Annotated in this window: 17 protein-coding genes; 9 read left to right on the top strand and 8 right to left on the bottom strand. The window is 45.3% G+C overall.

What is annotated here, in order from left to right; genetic code table 11:
* The first annotated feature begins 163 nt into the window (after positions 1 to 163).
* Positions 164 to 1,174, top strand: a complete 1,011-nt coding sequence (fbp, locus tag MSG34_RS20345) for a class 1 fructose-bisphosphatase (RefSeq protein WP_017097551.1) — start codon at positions 164 to 166, stop codon at positions 1,172 to 1,174.
* A gap of 89 nt (positions 1,175 to 1,263) precedes the next feature.
* Here fbp and MSG34_RS20340 read toward each other — a convergent pair whose 3' ends face one another.
* The 3 genes from MSG34_RS20340 to MSG34_RS20330 are packed head-to-tail and all read right to left on the bottom strand — an operon-like array spanning position 1,264 to position 7,102.
* Positions 1,264 to 1,617 carry a gamma-glutamylcyclotransferase gene (locus MSG34_RS20340; protein ID WP_248339195.1) on the bottom strand — a complete coding sequence of 118 codons (354 nt, stop codon included), beginning with the start codon at positions 1,615 to 1,617 and terminating at the stop codon, positions 1,264 to 1,266.
* A gap of 17 nt (positions 1,618 to 1,634) precedes the next feature.
* Complete coding sequence (locus MSG34_RS20335; protein ID WP_248339193.1) at positions 1,635 to 5,393, bottom strand: translocation/assembly module TamB domain-containing protein; 3,759 nt, start codon at positions 5,391 to 5,393, stop codon at positions 1,635 to 1,637.
* A complete protein-coding gene (locus MSG34_RS20330; protein WP_048605926.1) occupies positions 5,390 to 7,102 on the bottom strand; it encodes an autotransporter assembly complex family protein in 1,713 nt (570 codons plus the stop codon). Before MSG34_RS20330 ends, MSG34_RS20335 begins: the two co-directional genes overlap by 4 nt.
* 195 nt (positions 7,103 to 7,297) lie before the next feature.
* On the opposite strand from MSG34_RS20330, the gene msrA reads away from it, so the two are divergent.
* The gene (gene msrA / locus MSG34_RS20325) at positions 7,298 to 7,927 is read left to right on the top strand and encodes a peptide-methionine (S)-S-oxide reductase MsrA (RefSeq protein WP_017058899.1); all 630 of its coding nucleotides are present in this window, start codon (positions 7,298 to 7,300) and stop codon (positions 7,925 to 7,927) included.
* A gap of 109 nt (positions 7,928 to 8,036) precedes the next feature.
* Here msrA and MSG34_RS20320 read toward each other — a convergent pair whose 3' ends face one another.
* Positions 8,037 to 8,237: a DUF1107 family protein gene (locus tag MSG34_RS20320; protein ID WP_019821424.1), complete on the bottom strand. Its 201-nt coding sequence runs from the start codon at positions 8,235 to 8,237 to the stop codon at positions 8,037 to 8,039.
* Between the two features lie 253 nt (positions 8,238 to 8,490).
* On the opposite strand from MSG34_RS20320, the gene MSG34_RS20315 reads away from it, so the two are divergent.
* The 7 genes from MSG34_RS20315 to MSG34_RS20285 all read left to right on the top strand — a co-directional run bounded on the left by MSG34_RS20315 (position 8,491) and on the right by MSG34_RS20285 (position 14,268).
* Complete coding sequence (locus tag MSG34_RS20315; RefSeq protein ID WP_048605931.1) at positions 8,491 to 9,042, top strand: YtfJ family protein; 552 nt, start codon at positions 8,491 to 8,493, stop codon at positions 9,040 to 9,042.
* Between the two features lie 90 nt (positions 9,043 to 9,132).
* On the top strand, positions 9,133 to 9,423 hold the full coding sequence (locus MSG34_RS20310; RefSeq protein ID WP_017063722.1) for a DUF2607 family protein: 291 nt from the start codon (positions 9,133 to 9,135) through the stop codon (positions 9,421 to 9,423).
* A 41-nt stretch (positions 9,424 to 9,464) separates the two neighbouring features.
* Positions 9,465 to 10,202: a DUF2796 domain-containing protein gene (locus MSG34_RS20305; protein WP_248339191.1), complete on the top strand. Its 738-nt coding sequence runs from the start codon at positions 9,465 to 9,467 to the stop codon at positions 10,200 to 10,202.
* A gap of 140 nt (positions 10,203 to 10,342) precedes the next feature.
* A complete protein-coding gene (locus tag MSG34_RS20300) occupies positions 10,343 to 11,059 on the top strand; it encodes an ABC transporter ATP-binding protein (protein ID WP_248339190.1) in 717 nt (238 codons plus the stop codon).
* Positions 11,056 to 12,315: an ABC transporter permease gene (locus tag MSG34_RS20295; protein WP_122082841.1), complete on the top strand. Its 1,260-nt coding sequence runs from the start codon at positions 11,056 to 11,058 to the stop codon at positions 12,313 to 12,315. The genes MSG34_RS20300 and MSG34_RS20295 overlap by 4 nt, the downstream gene beginning before the upstream one ends.
* A gap of 14 nt (positions 12,316 to 12,329) precedes the next feature.
* Positions 12,330 to 12,845: a DUF3299 domain-containing protein gene (locus MSG34_RS20290; protein ID WP_017058892.1), complete on the top strand. Its 516-nt coding sequence runs from the start codon at positions 12,330 to 12,332 to the stop codon at positions 12,843 to 12,845.
* 514 nt (positions 12,846 to 13,359) lie between these two features.
* Positions 13,360 to 14,268 carry a TIGR03899 family protein gene (locus tag MSG34_RS20285; protein WP_248339189.1) on the top strand — a complete coding sequence of 303 codons (909 nt, stop codon included), beginning with the start codon at positions 13,360 to 13,362 and terminating at the stop codon, positions 14,266 to 14,268.
* A gap of 181 nt (positions 14,269 to 14,449) precedes the next feature.
* Here MSG34_RS20285 and cysC read toward each other — a convergent pair whose 3' ends face one another.
* From cysC to cysD, 4 genes are all read right to left on the bottom strand, one after another.
* Complete coding sequence (cysC, locus tag MSG34_RS20280; RefSeq protein ID WP_248339188.1) at positions 14,450 to 15,070, bottom strand: adenylyl-sulfate kinase; 621 nt, start codon at positions 15,068 to 15,070, stop codon at positions 14,450 to 14,452.
* Between the two features lie 24 nt (positions 15,071 to 15,094).
* Positions 15,095 to 16,819 carry an SLC13 family permease gene (locus tag MSG34_RS20275; protein WP_248339187.1) on the bottom strand — a complete coding sequence of 575 codons (1,725 nt, stop codon included), beginning with the start codon at positions 16,817 to 16,819 and terminating at the stop codon, positions 15,095 to 15,097.
* Positions 16,820 to 16,884: 65 nt separating this feature from the next.
* Complete coding sequence (gene cysN / locus MSG34_RS20270; RefSeq protein ID WP_017058887.1) at positions 16,885 to 18,315, bottom strand: sulfate adenylyltransferase subunit CysN; 1,431 nt, start codon at positions 18,313 to 18,315, stop codon at positions 16,885 to 16,887.
* Positions 18,316 to 18,333: 18 nt separating this feature from the next.
* On the bottom strand, positions 18,334 to 19,278 hold the full coding sequence (cysD, locus tag MSG34_RS20265) for a sulfate adenylyltransferase subunit CysD (protein ID WP_258954156.1): 945 nt from the start codon (positions 19,276 to 19,278) through the stop codon (positions 18,334 to 18,336).
* Between the last annotated feature and the right edge of the window lie 155 nt (positions 19,279 to 19,433).

Here is a 19,433-nt window from a genome sequence, read left to right as displayed (position 1 = left end):
AGTCGACATAGTAAGTGAGATCTGTGTCGCTTAGTTCATTACCATTAAAAAGATCTAACCTTTAGAATTTAGGTAAGCGTCTAGATGAATAAAGCCCACTAAAGAGGCCGAATCTACAGTGCTCAAATCCCCCCTAATATTGAGAGAAGTTTAAGGAAATAACATGTCTGAGATGCGCACCCTTGGTGAGTTCATTGTTGAGAAACAGAGTGACTTCCCCCATGCAAGCGGTGATCTATCATCCCTTTTGTCGTCTATTCGACTTGCTGCAAAAATTGTTAACCGTGAGATCAACAAGGCTGGCCTAGTCGACATCACTGGCGCTGTTGGTACAGACAACGTGCAAGGTGAAGAGCAACAAAAGCTAGACCTTTACGCGAACGACAAATTTAAAGCGGCTCTAGAAGCCCGTGACCAAGTTTGTGGTGTTGCAAGTGAAGAAGAAGACGAAGCTGTCGCCTTCAATAAAGAGCTCAACAAAAACGCAAAATACGTTGTACTGATGGATCCACTTGATGGCTCTTCAAACATCGACGTGAATGTATCGGTTGGTACAATTTTCTCTATCTACCGTCGAGTATCACCGATCGGTACGCCACCAACACAAGAAGATTTCCTACAGCCAGGACACAAGCAAGTAGCCGCGGGTTACGTGATTTACGGTTCTTCAACCATGCTTGTATACACAACAGGTGCTGGCGTAAATGGCTTCACCTACGACCCATCACTGGGTACCTTCTGCCTATCTCATGAAAACATGATGATTCCAGATGAAGGTAAGATTTACTCAATCAACGAAGGTAACTACATCCGCTTCCCTACGGGTGTGAAAAAGTACATTAAGTACTGCCAAGAGAATGAGCCAAGCGACAACCGCCCTTACACATCACGTTACATCGGGTCTCTAGTTTCAGATTTCCACCGTAACCTGCTGAAAGGCGGCATCTACTTGTACCCAAGCACGCAAAGTCACCCTCAAGGTAAACTGCGCCTGCTTTACGAGTGCAACCCAATTGCTTTCCTTATGGAGCAAGCGGGCGGCATCGCTTCAGACGGTGCTCAACGTATCATGGATATCAAACCAACTGAGCTGCACCAACGTGTACCTTTCTTTGTTGGTTCAACAGACATGGTTCGCAAAGTAGAAGAGTTTCTTGAGCTGAACCGAGACTAAACCCCTCGTTCATTTCTCAAAATAGCGTCATTAAAAAAGCCAGCATTCACATGCTGGCTTTTTGTTTGATAACTCAGAATATATAGCGACTAAGCGTTGTTCCGCTTACACCAGTTACCCGAAAGTATTTCTTTATTAGCTGTTAGATCAAGCTGATACAAATATACCCATGCTAATCCAAATATAGTCTCTATTTTCTCGCGACGATACTCAACAGGAACATCTTCTAGCAGATCGAGCGACTCTAAAATTTCGTCGTTAATGATATAGACCTCACCTGCGACACTTTTCTTTCCCAAAATCATCGCCGGATAGGCACCTAAATCAAAAAGTGCGTATTCCATAGGTGTATCAAACTGCCCTAATAAATCGCAGCCCTTCAAATAGTGGTGATTGGACTGACCTTGCCTCAAGGTTCCATAGACAAAAACAAGATGCTGCATACGCCCTCCATGCGGCTTTACTCGAACTCAAATTGATACAGAAGGTCTACGGCACTATCTAGGCCAGAAACTGCTTCAACATAGAGATCCTGCATCAATCGATAACGAACAGTAAATTCACCGAGCGAGTTGAAGATACCCACACCATACTTCACCTGTAAACCAGGCAGGATGTAGCCACTTACCGTCACCTGAGAGTCATCGCCAGAGCCTGCGGTATCCAGTTGCAAATCTTGTACACCAAAGGCTTCACCAATTTCGCCGACAACCTTACCACTCTTCGCTAAACTCAAACCGATTAAGGTCGTTGTCATCGAGCCGCTCGACTCACCATCGATATCTTGGCCACGCAGAATATAAGACAGCGCGTTCGCTTGTGGCATCGCAGGGTCAGAGTAAATCTCGATGGTCGGCTCTGTCGCAGGGCCTGTCACTCGAATACCTGCGGTCACATCATCCTGAGTATTATCAGGATTACGAATCGCATTGATGGCTACGTATGGCTGATCCGGTGGACCATTCATTAGAATCTTACCCTCTTCGATTAAGAGGTCTTGCCCGAATGATTGGTAAGTACCATCGACGATGTTCACTTCACCTGTAATAAATGGACCTTGGTCTTTTTGAGCCACGTTGAGCTTACCGACCAAATCACCTTCAAGACCGAAGGCAGACAATTTAAAATCATCACCAATGGAGATATTAATATTCGTCATCACGTTGAATGGGATCGTATCTTCGTTTTCTGGCTCTAGATCTTTATTCAGAATAACCTGATCAGAAGAGACGCCAACCGCTGACGGTGGTAAGTCTTCAACAACAATTCGTCCCCATGGTAATGCAATATCACCGGTAATTTTCGCCAGCTCTGGTGTGACATCAATGGTCATATCAGGCACAACCTTGACCTTGACCATCGGTGGGATATCAACCATCAACTCATCAGCGAAAACTCTAACGTTAGAGTGCCATGCTTTAAGATCTTGCCAATCTCCGGTTCCCTCAATATCAAGGTGACCATCAGGCGTTTCGACATTCGCATCCAGTTTTGCACTATAACCATCAAAGTCGAGGTCAATGCGGCCATCTTTCACATCAACAGGCGTAACATCGCCTTTCACTTGAATACCATCAACAGAGAATTGGCCAAAGACTTGAGGGTGCATCAAAGAGCCTTTAACTTGAAGATCACTCTCAAGGTCGGCTTTCAATAAGCTGTATTCACCTAGAATTGGCTGTAAGAAATCAAGATGGAACGTGGTCAACTTAATTGCTGCATCGACCATTTTGTCTTCGGCAAGAATATTCGGTAACGACACCGTGCCAGACAGGTCACCATTGTCGGAAACATCCAACTTAAAGTCGGCATCCAGTTTGTTGTCTTTCAGTTGGGCATTCAATGCAACGCTTTCCCAACCCAGTGTAATTGGCTCACCCACTTGTTGAACAACCTGACCTTTCGGCATATCAACGCTTACCGTAACCTCAGGCTCACCTTGTTCAGACCACTTAGCATGAGCGGTCGCATTGACTAAGCCCTGTAATTGCGTCTCTTTAGGCACAAAGGCTTTAATCTGATCGAAATCGAATTGATTGATGGCTACCTTGGCCTCACCCGATTTTCCGACACGAACGTCTTCATCCAAACACACGCTCGAACCCGATTGTTTCCAACAGTGCGCTTGAACATCGGCAAACTGTTTATCAACATCCGCCTTTATCGCGACAGGTTGGTCTAATACCCAAGGGCCTTGCTGAGTGGTGATTTTGACTCTATCTAACGACCCATCCCAAATAAGAGAAGGCTTTTGAATCAACTCTCCGGAAATAGCTAAGCTTGTAGACACGATGTCGGATATCACATCAAGTGTCACTGTGTGTTTCTTCTCACCACCACTCACCGTGAGATCAATGCTTTCTACGCTCTGATCTTGATAGGTTAGGTTGTTAGCTTTTAATTCAAGATCAGCTTGAGCTTCAGGCAACGGCAGAGGAACCACAGAACCATTAAGCGACAAGGATTCTAGTGTTGCTTCGTTATTCCAATCTACCTTATCCACATTTAGAGCGAGATCGACTTCAGGCTCTTTCGTTGGACCACTGAGCTGGATGTTACCAATCACTTTACCTTTCAAATCAGGGACGCTTTTTACAAGCTCAGGGAAATTAATCTCAACGCCCATATCCCATTTCTTATCAAGCTCACCCTGAGCCTTAATCGAGTTAACACCGTGAGCTAAGCTCAAACCACTGGTTTTCAGTTTTGGTTCACCGCTCGCGCTGCGATCCGACGCTGACAACTGACCTTCGATATCCAGAGGGTATTCTCGCAAGATCCCTTCAATATCCAATTTAGGCAGTTCAATCGCCCAGCCGCCCGCTTCCGTCAACTCACCAGAGGTGACGATGCTTCCACTAATGTTACCCTCGGCTTCTGGCCATTGCAGGCCCGGCTGAATGTCTTTGAGTGTCACGTCAGCTTGCCAGTTAACGAGACTCTTCCAATTCGCTTTAACGACGCCGTTAAGCTCACCGCCTAGCGTGTTGAGATTTAGACGCTCGAGCTCAATCTGTTCCGTTGTGCCTTTACCCTGTAGTTCGATGGCTAATTCAGGGATTTCCTTACCATCGGCTTCACCTTTAAGTAGAACATTAAAACCATCTAGTGAGCCATCAGCTTTGAATTGTTCAATTGTCGCTTGGTAATCGCTTTTTCCGGTAAGGGGCCACTGCGCTTGTCCCCCCTCTAAAAGAAGGTCAAATGGCAGAGTCGGCTCTAGCGGTTGAATGTCCCCAGACAACTTTGCCTCAATCAGCTCAGAAAATTGGGAGTCTAGGTTTAGCTTAGCCACGCTGCCTTGTGCTTTCAGAGACAACTTCTGACCAGCAAGGTCGGTTTCTTTCACTAACGCATCCAAAGAAAGCTCTAACGGATAACCGCCCTTGAGCTCAACCTTAGTCGTTAGGTTTGCGCTGGCTTGTGGCATATCGAGTTCGAGAGTTGAAACATCAACCGTGTGTTTGCCCACGCGAGCTTCTAGCCCAAGGTGGTTCACAACGATTGGTGTTTCTTGTTCTAAGGTGAAACGGTTGAGATCAAAACGCTCCAACACAACCTGTAAAGGAATCCAGACTTCCGGCAATGCGATAGCCGTTTTCTCGGTAGCCTCTGGCTCAACCTTTTCTGCTTGCGGTTCTTCTGTCGACTCCGCGAGTTTAACCTTAAGATCATTGAATAATGTTGGCGATACCGTTAGCTTCTCGCCCTGCATGCTCAAAGCCGTAGAGAACAGGCTCCATTCAATTTCATGCCCTAAGATATTCAACTTGATATCAGATAAAGCGATACGGTTGATTACGATTGGCAGCGGTGTTTTTACCGATGTTACGGGCGGAGTCGGTTCTGTTTCTTCTGTAGAGGCAGGAGGCAGTTCAGTAAATGCGAAGTCCAATCCTTGAATCGCTAAACGATCGACACACAGCTTAGGGTCAAGCAGGCAGCGAGGATTAATAGCCAAGTTCAGCTTTTGAACCTTGGTGTCGATATGAAGGCTATCATCTTTGAACTGGACATTATTAAGCGTAAAACTTGGAAAAAGTGCCCCTTTGGTGCTTTCCACTTTAAGTTGTGGCAATGCTTTTTCAGCGCCCCACAGCACAGTGTTCAACCCTGGGTTGGTGAACAAAACAAAACCTAGCAGGGCTACCAACAACAGCAAAATAGACGTCAATGAGATCGACGTCCACTTGATGCACTTGCCCATCACTTTGATCATAATTCTGGCCCTAAACTAAAGTGTAACTGGAACTCATCACCTTTTGCTGCATCTAGACCCCAAGCAAAATCTAAACTCACTGGACCAACAGGTGACGCCCAACGAACACCGACACCAGTGCCGTGTTTCCATTCAGGTTTATCATTAAATGCATCACCAATGTCGTAGAATGCAGCGCCCCACCAGTTTCCAACCAAGCGGTATTGGTATTCAAACGAACTGGTTGCCATGAATTTTGCACCCGTTAGTGCACCACTTTCATCTCGAGGAGAGATCGACTCATAACCATAACCACGAATGCTATTGTCACCACCAGCAAAGAATCTTAGGGAGGGAGATAGCTTATCAAACTCGTCAGCAAAGTTGCCGCCAAATTGAAGTCGAGTTAAGCCTCGGTGATTGTCGCCAATGCTTCGAATCCAAGCGGTTTGACCTTGAAAACGGACAACCTTAGTTGCAGATAACAAGGTATCATCAGCAGCTTCAAACATAATGGTTTGTTTGTCGCCCCACATCGGCATCGAACCACCTCGTGTTCGAGTGCGTGAGAAAGCAATACCCGGCAGCACAAATTGCGCCAAGTCATCCTGCAAACCTTGCTCATAGTTTTCGACCAAGTATCGAATGAACACCGTGCGTTGCCAGCCGTTATCCAGGCGCCAATATCTTTCTAGCGCTAAGTTTGATTCCAAACTCTTGGTATCACGATTATCCAAATTCTTCATACCGTACTTAACTTGGTAGTAGTCATTAAGTACGTCATCCAATGGGATTTTATAAGCAGCCGTGATCGTCTGCTCAGGCTTCGAGATCGACAAGCTACTATTAAAGCTATGGCCTCGATCATTAACCCAAGGTTTTTTCCATTTGAGAGTGCCTTTCACACCAAGGTCGGTTGAGACACCGATACCGGTTTCGATTTGGTTACGAGCTTGCGGAGCAAGGCTAACCTTCATCGGGATTTCTCGGCCTTCGCCTAACTGGCTTAAATCTGGTTCAACAAATACCGAGGAGAACCAATCCGTATTAGACAGGTTTTGGTTGTACTCACCGACTTTGGTGATTGAGTAAGGTTCGCCATCCTCAAATGGTTTAAGTGACTGCACCTTATCTTCTTCTATCTGGCTACCAGTAACCTGAGTAGTACCAAAGTGATAGCGGATACCACTGTTATAATGAAGACGAACATAAGCGCGATTCAATTCAGGAGCGACTTCTAGCTTACTAAGATCATAAGCCCCATCGAAGTAGCCTTTCGCTAAGCCAAGGTTGCGGATCGACGATTTCAAAGAGTCATAATTACCATGATTCAGAGTCGAACCTTTAGACAAGCTACTCTTCGCTATCAAGGCTAAAAAGTCTGGGTCATCTTTGGCTTCACCCGTCAGAACGATATCTGAAGTATAAATAACAACAGGCTCTCCCGGCTCAACCGTAACGGTCATTTCGGTATCATCTTCGGAGTGAGTAAATGTGATTTTAGGGTGGTAGTAGCCTAACGCATTCAGAGCTTCTTTAATCATAGATTCCAAGCGGGATTGGAATCTTAGTGAAACCGAATACTCTTCTTCAGGGATCGCACTCAGATAAGCATCAACATTATCCTCAAGCGCTCCATCTAGCCCTTTGATTTCAAGGGAAACGTCAGCGAAAGCGAGCGTCGATGACAATAGAGTGCCAATCAGAACTGGTAAAGTTTTTCTTATCATGTTTAATTGGTGAAGAAGTTATCAATACGTTAATAAGTGAAAAGAAATAATACCGCTAAATAGGCATTGAGTCTGTAATAAATCCTGGAATAACACGGTCTAATTTAAAGACTTATTCAATATTGACCAACAGTTAATATGAACCCACGTTAAATAAAAGCCAGCGCGGTAAACGTATGCGAAAAGGAATATAACATGCTAAACAAACAACAACTGGTTTCTGCAGCAACCGCACTACCGGGAAATGCTGACCCAATTCGAATCACTGAGCGCCATTTCGTCAACCAAACCGACCTGCTCGATGCGCCTACGGGCTCTCAACAAGAAGTCCTGTTTGGTATGGGATGCTTCTGGGGAGCTGAGCGTTTGTTTTGGCAATTGGATGGCGTTATTTCAACATCCGTTGGTTACGCTGGCGGATACACAGTTAATCCCACTTATGAACAAGTATGTACTGGGCAAACCGGCCATACCGAAGTCGTTCGTGTCATATTTGATAGTGAACAAACCTCTCTAGCTCGAATACTTGAGACCTTTTGGGAGCGTCATGACCCAACTCAAGGAATGCGCCAAGGCAACGATTTAGGAACTCAGTACCGTTCTGCGATTTACACCTTCAGTGAAGAACAACAATCTATCGCTGAGCACTCTAAACGTGAATATCAACGAGCAATGACTGAATCTTTAGGCAACGAGATCACGACGGAAGTTCTGCCTGCTGGAAAATATTTTTTCGCAGAAACCTACCACCAGCAATACCTGGCTAAAAATCCGAATGGGTATTGCGGGTTGGGTGGAACCGGTGTCTGCTTCCCTCCACAATAAAGTGCCGTTCGACATACCAGCGAGAACGACACGCATTAAAAAAGGGCTTCCATTAGGAAGCCCTTTTCATTGTTAATCTATTCAGTGCAAACAAATCGATAAAGCGCAGTTACACCGGCAACGCTGCAATCGTGCCGTTAACTTCTTTAAAAATAGTGAGCTTTTGTTTGTCTGAAACTTCAGGAAGAAGCACCTTGCCTTGGTCGAAGCGAAACTCTCCAACACCTTCAATAGCAAATTGGCCTTTGAACAGGACTTTAACGAAACGCGCCACCTGATGTGGACGGTAAGTAGAAAATTTTCTTAACATAATACAACCTCAATTCCATTTGAGTACTACAGTCACATACCTGAACAGCGTCGCTGTTCAAAGCACATTTAATCGCTAATTCCTTTAGCAAACAGCAAGATAATCTATTGTTCATCTCGATATTGATGCATTATACCTTTTGGTAACAAGCCTGCAACTTCTTTCTACGTCGTACGATAAAAAAGTTAAAGAGGCATTTTTCAAATTTCATATTATACTTCCTGTGCAAACCAATAAGCGGAACAAAAATATAATGAAAAACAAAACTCTACTGGCTTTTCTAGCCGCAGCCTCTCCACTCTTCGCCAATGCTCACAACCTATCAGTAGGCGCTACCCTGCCTGCCGTCGATGTGAGTAACTATGGTGAGATTGTTCTAAACGACGGAAATACTGGATATCAAGCTTGGGCAACCAATGATCTTCTAGGTAAAGTTCGCGTCGTTCAAGCTATCGCTGGCCGCAGCAGCTCTAAAGAGCTCAACGCACCACTGATGGCAGCCATTACCGCATCGAAGTTCTCAGAAGACAGCTACCAAACCACCACCATCATCAACCAAGATGATGCGATTTGGGGGACTGGGTCTTTTGTTAAGTCATCAGCCGAAAGCAGCAAAGAAGAATTTCCATGGTCTTCTATGGTCCTAGATGAAGACGGCGCCGTTGCGTCATCATGGGCTCTAAAAGAAGAAAGTTCAGCGATTATCGTTCAAGACAAGCAAGGTAAAATCTTGTTTGTAAAAGAAGGTGCATTAAACGAATCAGAAGTCACTCAAGTCATTGAGTTGATTAAAGCGAGTCTTTAATAAGATATTCGCGTCTTTTTCGAGACCTAACCAAAGGATATTGTTATATTATAACAGTATCCTTTTTTAATTCTGTGGTTAATCATCCTGATGTGGCAAAACACACCCAACAATGTGAAACGCAAAACAGGCTTCTTGCTTGGGCTTATGCTCATGTTAAGCGTGTTAGCCGCAACACACATCGTGGATATCGCACCAGAGCACCACACCTCACACCATTGTGAGCTGTTTTCGCTTAATCAGTTCATCACAGCGCACTCACTACCACAGATTCCAGAGTTCCATTCGGAATTTACTGTCGCTATCACAGAGTCAGTAACTTCACTACAGCGGCTATATTTCGCTTATTTGGCACGCTCACCTCCTGTAAATATCGCTTAATTACCACTACTTTTTAATTAACCTTTATTCAGGAAAAAAACATGAAACCTACTATTTTAGCCGTTGTTATCGGCATGACTGTCTCTACAAATGTTCTAGCTAACGAAGAGTTCCGCTCTCATGATGCACACGTACATGGTCAAGTTGAAGTAAACATCGCGCAAGATGGGCAAGAACTGCTTGTTGAAGTAACAGCTCCAGGCGCGGATGTGGTTGGGTTTGAACATGCTCCAGAAACTGCAGAACAGAAGAAAGTGTTTGAGCAGGCTATCGCACAATTAAACAAGCCAGAAGAGCTGTTTAGTTTTAACAATGCGAGTTGTACTCTGAAGTTCAAGTCAGTGGCAAACACCTTAGAAGGCGATCATGACGACCATGAAGGCCATGACCATGCAGAACACGGTCATGACGACCACGAAGGCCATGACCATGCTGAGCACGATCATGACGACCACAAAGGCCATGACCATGCGGAACACGGTCATGACGACCACGAAGGCCATGACCACGCTGAGCACGATCATGACGACCACAAAGACCATGACCACGCTGAACACGATCATGATGACCACGAAGGTCATGACCACTCTGAAGGTGGCCACGGCGAATTCACCGTTGAGTACCATTACCAATGTTCAGACGTTGCTAAGCTAGACACAGTTAGCACTCAATGGTTCTCTAAGTTCGATAATACAGAAAAAATGACTGTGAACTTACTAACAGACACAGCTCAAGTACAAGAAGTGCTTAACGCAGAGCGTATTAGTTTCCGATTCTAATCACTCCTAGATCGGATTAAACGTAAAATAAACAGTCAGGTAAGTCATCGCTTACTTGGCTGTTCAAATCGGTGTGTCTGGGGAATTTATGCTTCAAATTACTGTCCAGTAGATACACCGCTTTAATTATTGGAGCTAGCATGTCTTCTGACAGTTCATCATTTGTGGTCAAACTCGAAAATATCAGCTTTCGTTGGAAGCCTGAATTACCACCAACGCTAGAGATCCCCTCTCTTCACATCCAAGCCCAAGAGCACCTTTTTATTAAAGGGCCAAGTGGTTGTGGAAAATCAACTTTGTTAGGGCTACTGACCGGAATCAACCAAGCTGAGCAAGGAGAAGTCTCTATCCTTGATCAAGACCTCACTCAGCTTACACCTCGTCAAAGAGATAAATTCAGAGCCGATCATATTGGTTATATTTTCCAACAATTTAACCTGCTTCCTTATCTATCAGTTATCGATAACGTGACGCTTCCTTGCCAGTTTTCACAGATACGTAAACAGCAAGTCGCTGAAAGCCAGAAAAGCTTACAAGAGACGGCTCGAGAGTTGTTACTCCGATTAAAGCTACCTCAAGCTTTAATGGACAAGCCCGTTACCGAGTTGAGCATAGGTCAACAACAACGTGTTGCTGCCGCTCGTGCTTTGATTGGCCAACCCAAAATCATTATTGCCGACGAGCCAACCTCGGCTTTGGATCATGACAACCGAGAAGCTTTTATCGAACTGTTGTTAGAACAAGCCAACCAGGCAGGGTCTACTCTTATCTTTGTTAGCCATGATCCAACACTAGAAAAGTTGTTCACTCGAACCATAGATTTAAAAACCGTTAACCAAGCTAAGGTTGTCGTATGAAAGTAATTACTCACTTAGCCTTAAAAAGCGTACTCAACCGTAAAGCCACGGCTATTCTCACTATTCTCACGGTAGCTGTATCTGTCATTCTCTTGCTCGGCGTAGAACGCGTTAGAACCGAAGCAAAAAGCAGCTTCGCCAATACGATTTCAGGTACTGACCTTATCGTTGGTGGCCGTTCTGGTCAGGTCAACCTGCTGCTTTACTCAGTATTCAGAATCGGTAATGCGACCAACAACATCGACTGGAAAAGCTATGAAGAATTTAGCCAGCACAACGCAGTAAAGTGGGCGATACCAATCTCATTGGGCGACTCTCACAAAGGCTTCCGTGTGATGGGTACAAATCATAGTTACTTTGAAAACTATCGCTATGGAAGTAAGCAACTACTTACTTTCCAACAAGGTAAAGAATTTGAACAGCTATTTGATGTCGTGATTGGTGCCGATGTCGCGAAGAAGTTGGACTATACGATTGGTGACCAAATCATTCTTGCGCACGGTATCAGTGATGTTGCGTTTAGCCGTCACGATAATCTGCCCTTCAAGATAGTGGGAATACTCGCACCAACAGGAACACCAGTAGACAAAACCGTACACGTTTCGCTCGAGGCAATCGAAGCGATTCACGTTGGCTGGGAGTCAGGTGCCAATCTAGGACACACACCGGATGCCGAAACCTTAAAGACTTTTGATTTCCAACCGAAGCAGATTACCGCGATGATGCTCGGGCTGAATTCGAAGATTCAAACCTTCGCACTGCAACGAGAAATCAATAACTACCGCCAAGAACCTTTGAGCGCCATTATGCCGGGCATTGCGCTTCACGAATTGTGGGGAATGATGGCTGTAGCAGAACAAGCACTACTGATTGTTTCAGGGTTTGTTGTTGTCGCCGGTTTATTGGGCATGCTCAGTAGCCTACTCACTAGCTTGCAAGAAAGGCGTCGAGAGATGGCTATCCTGCGTGCGATGGGCGCAAGACCTCGTCATGTGTTTGGTTTACTGATCAGTGAAGCCAGTGCGCTAACCTTCCTTGGCATTACATTAGGTGTTGCGGTGTTGTTTGCGCTGATCGCAGTGGTTGCTCCTATTGTGCAACAAAGCTATGGTATCAACATATCGATATCCGCAATCACACCGCATGAGTGGAAACTGCTTATGCTGGTACAAGTTGCCGGAATCATTATCGGCTTTATTCCCGCTTTCAGGGCTTACCGCCAGTCATTGTCTGATGGCATGACGATTCGAATCTAAAATAGGAACCTACGATGCAACGCAAATTCCTACTGATACTTGGGCTACTTCTGTTCCCATTTATCAGTACAGCTCACGCTGAAACCACTCAGAATGACGAATCGGTATTAACACTTGAATGGATTGATTTGATTCCGGAATCAGAGCGCGCTCAGCTAGATTCATTTGGTATGCCGATGGTTGACCACAATAGTATGGACAAACCTCAACAATCGACACTTGGTGCTGTTCGCCCAGAATTGAATGGCAGCACAGTGAAGATTCCTGGCTTTGTGATTCCATTGGAAGGTGATGAGAATATGATCACTGAGTTTCTGCTGGTACCGTACTTTGGCGCATGTATCCACGTGCCACCGCCGCCACCGAACCAAATCATCTACGTGAAGTTCCCGAAAGGTGCACCAATACAGCAGTTATGGGATGTGATCTATTTGGTCGGAACGCTGAAAACTGAGTCGATCAGCCATGACTTAGCGCAAACCGGTTATCTTATTGAAGGTACTGCGATTGAAGAATATGACGACATGTAGTCATTAGAAGGGTGGCTCAAGGATGAGCTGCCGTCACTGAACGAGTGTGATCATTCAATAACAGTTTAATAACGATAATTTTCTTCTTAATTACGCGATGTAATTAGATAAGTAAGCTAGAACAGCGACATAAGTCGCGAGTAATAACCCTATACTAAGCTGTTTCTTCAGCTTGTTATCATTGGCTTGATTCATAACTCCTCCTTGAGAATTACAACAAATTTAACATTTTATTATCATTAGCAAAAGTAAAATTTTGTTGAAACCTTCAACTCTGCACGCAAAATCTAGCCACCAATAAGATAAAGAGTTACATTTTAGACAGTTATACCAATCACAATAAGTAAGTGTTCAGAAATAGCGTAGGAAAAAGGCTTGAGGACCAGGCGGAGCTTTTTGATAAGTAGTTATTCTACAATCAAAAATTCTAACGCAGTTATCGAGCGTTTTAACAAGCTAGAGCGAGCAATTATTTACTACGATTGGTATTGAGTCGTCTCCTAACGGTACTCTTATGTCAGAAACCAAACAGCCAGTGATCATTGAGCATGCTAGCGAAACACAGCAAAAGCATGAGAAAAAGCCTCATATTGCCGACAGTGCCAGCAGAATGCTGCACATCGCACAAAGCTTCGGCCTCGACGCCTTAATTAGTCATAGTGCAAAGCCAAAGGATAAAGCTGAGAATACGCTTATCGAACGGGCACTATTGCGAGAGAAAAAACGTAGAGAGCTTCGCCAAAAGAACCTAGAACAGATTCTAAAGTTGGCGCACTCTTCATGTAAGGATGAAGCGGCTGGAGACCCAGATCAGGACTGGCTATACCGTTTCTTCGATATGGCACAAGAGATCCACAATACATCGATGCAGAGGCTATGGGCTCAAGTACTGAAACGAGAAGTCACCAACCCAGGCTCGACGTCGATGAAGGCACTTCAGATCTTAAAAGACATGACACCAAAAGAAGCTTTAACCCTACAAAGGGCGGCATCGTTGGGTTGTAGCTTTGGCAGCGATAACAGCAGAAAGCTCTTACTCGGTTTTAAATCTCATGCTGGGTTATTCAGCTTTGGCAAAAGGGACACTACCAACACCATCAACCTTGGTGGACACAACCTACCCTACTCCAGCCTGCTCCACTTGATAGAGCTAGGGATTATTCTGGGTACAGAATTAGAATCCGGAGAGATTGATTTCGATCCAGCCCTGCACCTAACCTATCAAGGTAAGAGCATGTCGCTGGCACCGTTATCAAAAGGGGTAAAGCTGGTTTACTATCGATTCAGCCCTACAGGCAATGAGCTTTGTACCTTGCTTGGCAATAAGCCAAACACGCAGTACTACGACCAACTGATTGTTCTACTGAGCCAGAAATTCACGGTTCAGACAGAAGTGAAAAGCACCGTTAATTACACCGTCTAGACACTCGACGGTGTAAAGAGTAGACGGTGTAAAGAGTAGACGGTGTAAAAGTGAAGAGTATTGAGAGGAATAAAGAGAATCTAGAGGATAGGTTTCTTGTCTCGGTAAACCAAGGCTGTACTACTTATCAGTCAAGATTAAGTCGATAAGTAAGTGAACAGCCTCAGTCATACCAACGATCTCAGTTGGCTAAAATATTTCGCTTTTCCAACGCATCAATACACAGTTCAACCAATTCATCGAGTGTCTTCTCACCTGCGGGTAGATCAATCTCAGGGTTCTGAGGCGCTTCGTACACTGAACTAATACCTGTGAAGTTCGGGATTTCTCCGGCACGTGCCTTCTTATACAGACCTTTAGGATCACGCTGTTCGCAAACCTCTAATGGCGTATTGACGAACACCTCAAGAAACTCACCTTCCGGCAATAAATCCCTCACGAGTTGCCTTTCAGCTTGGTGCGGAGAAATAAAGGCTGACAGCACGATCAAGCCTGCATCTGCCATCAATTTAGCAAGCTCACCAATACGACGGATGTTCTCTCGACGATCTTGCTCAGAGAAGCCAAGGTCACTACATAATCCATGACGCACATTGTCGCCATCCAATAAATAAGTATGGTAACCAAGCTGTGCCAAGCGATTTTCTAATGCGCCAGCGACTGTCGATTTACCAGAACCAGACAACCCCGTGAACCAGAGCACGGCTGGCTTTTGTGATTTCAGGTCCGCGCGAAATGTTTTATCAATCAAGTGTTGATGCCACACAACATTCTCATCTTTTGGTTTGAGTACTGCGGTCATAATTAGTCCTTTAAATAAACAGCATTAAAATGGGAAAAAGTAAGGAATTAGAGTCAGCACCAAGCCCGAATAGACGATCGAGATTGGGATACCGATACGTAGATAATCCGTAAGATGGTAATTACCTACGCTATAAACAAGTAAGTTGGTTTGGTAGCCGTATGGCGAAATGAAGCTAGCACTCGCACCAAACAAAACCGCCATGATGAACGGCATTGGGTCGACGCCATAACCTACCGCCATGCTGTAGCCAATCGGAAATGAAAGCGCTGCAGCCGCATTATTGGTCACCAGTTCAGTCAGAACCAAGGTCATGAAATAAGTCGCGACTAACGCTCCGAACACTCCCCAACCATTAAACGCTTCCATGAACATCAGCCCCATTCGCTCAGACAAACCCGATGAAATCATCAGTTGAGCAATAGACAGAGCAGAGCCCACGATCACCACAATATCGACTGGGAAACGACGGCGGAGCTCACCCAGTTGTACCACGCCAAATGCCACCAGCAACAGTAGGAAACCAGCTAAGCCTTTGATAATCGGTACTACATCGACAAGGGCTAAACCAATCACGCTAGCAAAGCCGAGCAACACGAACGTCGATTTGTCAGCATCAAGTTTGGCACTCGAATCCAAGTCATTCATCAACACAAACTCTTTATTGTGTTGCTGGCGCTGTTCTTCAAAGCGTTTGCCGGGAACCAAAATTAAGGTATCACCAGCGGTCAATGTGATATTCCCTAGCCCACCTTCTAGGCGTTCATGGCCACGACGAATAGCAACCACAACCGCATCGAAACGGTCTCTAAACTGGCTAGTTTTCAGGGTTTTGTTACAAAAACTTGCTGATGAACTCACCACCACTTCAACGAAGCTCTGGCCGTTCAAGTGGTGCTGACCAAACAGAGTCAGTCCTTGAATTTCTTGCAGTGTCGCCACACTCTCGACATCGCCACAAAACAGCAGTCGGTCACGAGCTTGAAGTATGAAGTCAGGGTCTATAGACGCTGTTGTTTTACCGTCTCGAATCACTTCTGCTAAGAACAATTTTCTCAAAGCTCTTAGGTTGTTCTCGCTAACACTACGGCCAACTAATGGAGAACCTGGCTCCACTCTGGCTTCTAAAAAGTAAGGCAGATCATCTTGAGAACCATCAGCGTAGCTGGGTAGAAAATAGCTAAGAGGAATGAGGATCAACACGCCACCGACCAAAACCGCTAAACCGATCAAGGTAGGTGTGAAAAAGTTTAAGCTCGGCAATCCGGCATCTTCAACAAAGCTATTGATGATCAAGTTGGTTGATGTGCCGATCAATGTCAGGGTGCCACCTAAAATGGCAGCGTATGACAAAGGGATAAGTAACTTAGATGGCGCGTGCTGTTGATTACGTTTGATCGCACCGATCAAAGAAACCACCACTGCCGTGTTATTGGTAAAAGAAGAAAGTAACGCTGTGGAAATACCCAACTTCGCAACCACGGTGCCTAGCCTACCTTCAGAGATATTGCGGCTAACCCAACTGATTAAGCGAGTTTTCTCCAACGCACTTGATGCGAGGATAAGAAGAATTAAAGTCAGTAACGAGGAGTTAGTGAAGTTATTGGCTAGGCTCGACAAATCGATCATGCCAGCCATAAAAGCAATAAACGCCGCGCCAGCAAAGATAAAACTTGGCTTAATACGGGTAACGAGCAGGCAAGTAATGATGCCGAGCAAAATCGCTAATACAAATCCTTGTTGCCACATATACCCGTCCTTTATGGCGGAAACGATCGGTTTCCGCCTGATTCAATAAGCAGTTACTTGGTCGTTTATGACTTCAGTAGTTGGCTTAGATCTTTGGCATCCCAATGAGGGAAATGTTTGCGAACCAATGCGTTGAACTCAAGTTCAAATGCAGAGAAGTTACCGACTTGCTGTTCAACAGAGTCCAAACGGTCTCGAATCAAACCCGCGCCAACCGTCACGTTGGTTAGTCGGTCGATAACGATGAAGCCACCGGTATCCGCACTCTCACGGTATTTATCCAGCGCGACAGTCTCGTTCAGTGACCATTCACACAAGCCAATGCCATTCAGTGGCAACTCATCGACAGCGTGAGTCGATAGGTTGTTGATGTCGTATTGGTGACGAACTGTTTCAACCTGACCAACGGTTTTCTTGCCTGCGATCTTGATGTCGTAAGCTTTGCCCGGTTGCAGTGGTTGCTCTGTCATCCACACGATGTCAGCCAATACGTGGTTAGTGGATTCAATCTGCGCGTTTTCTAGCACAATCAAATCACCACGGCTGATATCAATCTCATCTTCAAGGGTCAGTGTTACCGCCAAGCCCGCTTGTGCAGACTCCAAATCACCATCAAAAGTTACAATGCGTGCAACTTTAGAGGTTTTACCCGACGGCAGTGCCTTGATTTCATCACCGACACTGACACGGCCAGAGGCAACGGTGCCAGCAAAACCGCGGAAATCTAAGTTAGGACGATTGACGTACTGCACAGGGAATCGGAATTCACCTGCAGAGCGTTTTTGATCGATGTCGACGTTCTCTAGCACTTCTAGCAGAGATGGGCCTTCGAACCATGCAAGCTCTTTACTTGGTGCAGCAACGTTGATGCCTTCAAGCGCCGATACTGGCAAGATCTGAATATTAGTTTCGCCTTCTAGGTTTTCTGCAAACTCTAGGTATTCATCGCGAATCTCTTCAAAACGATCTTGTGCGTAATCCACCAGATCCATCTTATTTACAGCGACGATGAAATGCTTCAAACCAAGCAGATTAGAAATAAACGAGTGACGACGGGTTTGATCAAGAACGCCCTTGCGAGCATCAATCAAGATCACCGCTAGATCACACGTTGAAGCACCTGTTGCCATGTTGCGCGTATACTGCTCATGCCCTGGGGTATCAGCAATAATGAACTTACGTTTTTGCGTCGAGAAATAGCGGTAAGCCACATCGATGGTAATCCCTTGCTCACGCTCAGCCTGCAGACCATCAACAAGCAGTGCCAAATCAGGTTTCTCACCTGTGGTACCCACTCGTTGGCTATCCGAGTGAACCGCAGCTAGCTGATCTTCATAAATCTGTTTTGTATCATGGAGCAAGCGACCGATTAGCGTACTTTTACCGTCATCTACCGAGCCACAAGTTAAAAATCTAAGCATAGATTTATGCTGATGCTGACTTAGATAACCTTCAATCCCTAGTTCAGCCAATTCGGCTTCTACTGCACTATTCATTTTTCTTTCCTTAGATTCTTAGAAATAACCTTGGCGCTTTTTCAGCTCCATAGAGCCCGACTGATCATGGTCAATCGCTCGACCTTGACGCTCACTAGACGTCGCCACCAGCATCTCTTCAATAATGCCTGTTAGCGTATTCGCCTCAGATTCAACCGCTCCGGTTAGTGGGTAACAGCCTAAAGTACGAAAACGAACGCTTTTCTCTTCAATCACTTCACCTTCTTGCAGCTCCATTCGGTCATCATCAACCATGATCAGCATGCCATCACGCTCAACAACTGGGCGTTTATCAGAAAGGTAAAGCGGAACAATATCGATGCTCTCTAGATAGATGTATTGCCAGATATCCAGTTCAGTCCAGTTTGACAGAGGGAATACACGAATACTTTCGCCCTTATTCACCTGACCGTTGTAGGTGTGCCACAACTCTGGACGTTGGTTTTTTGGATCCCATGTGTGGTTCTTATCGCGGAAAGAGTAAACACGCTCTTTCGCTCGAGATTTCTCTTCATCACGACGCGCGCCACCGAAAGCCGCATCGAACCCATACTTGTTTAACGCCTGCTTAAGGCCCTGAGTTTTCATGATGTCTGTGTGTTTCGAAGAACCATGTACGAATGGGCTACAACCCATCTCGATACCTTCAGGGTTCTTATGTACCAAAAGGTCAAAGCCGTACTTTTCTGCTGTGCGGTCACGAAACTCAATCATCTCGCGGAATTTCCAATCCGTATCAACGTGTAATAGTGGGAATGGAATCTTGCCTGGGTAAAACGCTTTGCGAGCTAAATGAAGCATCACAGAAGAATCTTTACCGATGGAGTACATCATCACTGGGTTATCAAACTCAGCCGCCACTTCACGGATAATATGAATACTTTCCGCTTCGAGCTGTTTTAGGTGGGTTAAACGTTCTTGGTCCATTTCAGTGCTTCCTTTAAGGCTCGCGTTACGAGCAATTCATTACTTGGTCTTGCCAAGCATGGGATTTAACTCATCCACTTGAGTGAATGGGAGTATTGGCACTAGAAGAAAACAGAAGCTTCGTGTTGAGCTATCCTTGCTATTCGTCTGCCTGATACGTCCTTGATATAGGCATTATGACGAGCCTCTCA

Source organism: Vibrio sp. 1CM2L (assembly GCF_023161695.1).
Classification (GTDB): Bacteria; Pseudomonadota; Gammaproteobacteria; order Enterobacterales; family Vibrionaceae; genus Vibrio; species Vibrio coralliirubri.
Note: the sequence above shows the minus strand (reverse complement) of the source record. Positions and strands in the feature narration are given on the sequence as shown.

Bases quoted from the DNA above. Each gene is read 5' to 3' on its own strand.
- MSG34_RS20305 (WP_248339191.1), top strand. From the start codon at position 9,465: ATGAAACCTACTATTTTAGCCGTTGTTATCGGCATGACTGTCTCTACA.
- MSG34_RS20315 (WP_048605931.1), top strand. From the start codon at position 8,491: ATGAAAAACAAAACTCTACTGGCTTTTCTAGCCGCAGCCTCTCCACTC.
- MSG34_RS20300 (WP_248339190.1), top strand. From the start codon at position 10,343: ATGTCTTCTGACAGTTCATCATTTGTGGTCAAACTCGAAAATATCAGC.
- MSG34_RS20285 (WP_248339189.1), top strand. From the start codon at position 13,360: ATGTCAGAAACCAAACAGCCAGTGATCATTGAGCATGCTAGCGAAACA.
- MSG34_RS20340 (WP_248339195.1), bottom strand. From the start codon at position 1,617: ATGCAGCATCTTGTTTTTGTCTATGGAACCTTGAGGCAAGGTCAGTCC.
- MSG34_RS20275 (WP_248339187.1), bottom strand. From the start codon at position 16,819: ATGTGGCAACAAGGATTTGTATTAGCGATTTTGCTCGGCATCATTACT.
- MSG34_RS20290 (WP_017058892.1), top strand. From the start codon at position 12,330: ATGCAACGCAAATTCCTACTGATACTTGGGCTACTTCTGTTCCCATTT.
- cysC (WP_248339188.1), bottom strand. From the start codon at position 15,070: ATGACCGCAGTACTCAAACCAAAAGATGAGAATGTTGTGTGGCATCAA.
- MSG34_RS20310 (WP_017063722.1), top strand. From the start codon at position 9,133: ATGTGGCAAAACACACCCAACAATGTGAAACGCAAAACAGGCTTCTTG.
- fbp (WP_017097551.1), top strand. From the start codon at position 164: ATGTCTGAGATGCGCACCCTTGGTGAGTTCATTGTTGAGAAACAGAGT.
- MSG34_RS20320 (WP_019821424.1), bottom strand. From the start codon at position 8,237: ATGTTAAGAAAATTTTCTACTTACCGTCCACATCAGGTGGCGCGTTTC.
- cysN (WP_017058887.1), bottom strand. From the start codon at position 18,315: ATGAATAGTGCAGTAGAAGCCGAATTGGCTGAACTAGGGATTGAAGGT.
- MSG34_RS20295 (WP_122082841.1), top strand. From the start codon at position 11,056: ATGAAAGTAATTACTCACTTAGCCTTAAAAAGCGTACTCAACCGTAAA.
- MSG34_RS20330 (WP_048605926.1), bottom strand. From the start codon at position 7,102: ATGATAAGAAAAACTTTACCAGTTCTGATTGGCACTCTATTGTCATCG.
- MSG34_RS20335 (WP_248339193.1), bottom strand. From the start codon at position 5,393: ATGATCAAAGTGATGGGCAAGTGCATCAAGTGGACGTCGATCTCATTG.
- msrA (WP_017058899.1), top strand. From the start codon at position 7,298: ATGCTAAACAAACAACAACTGGTTTCTGCAGCAACCGCACTACCGGGA.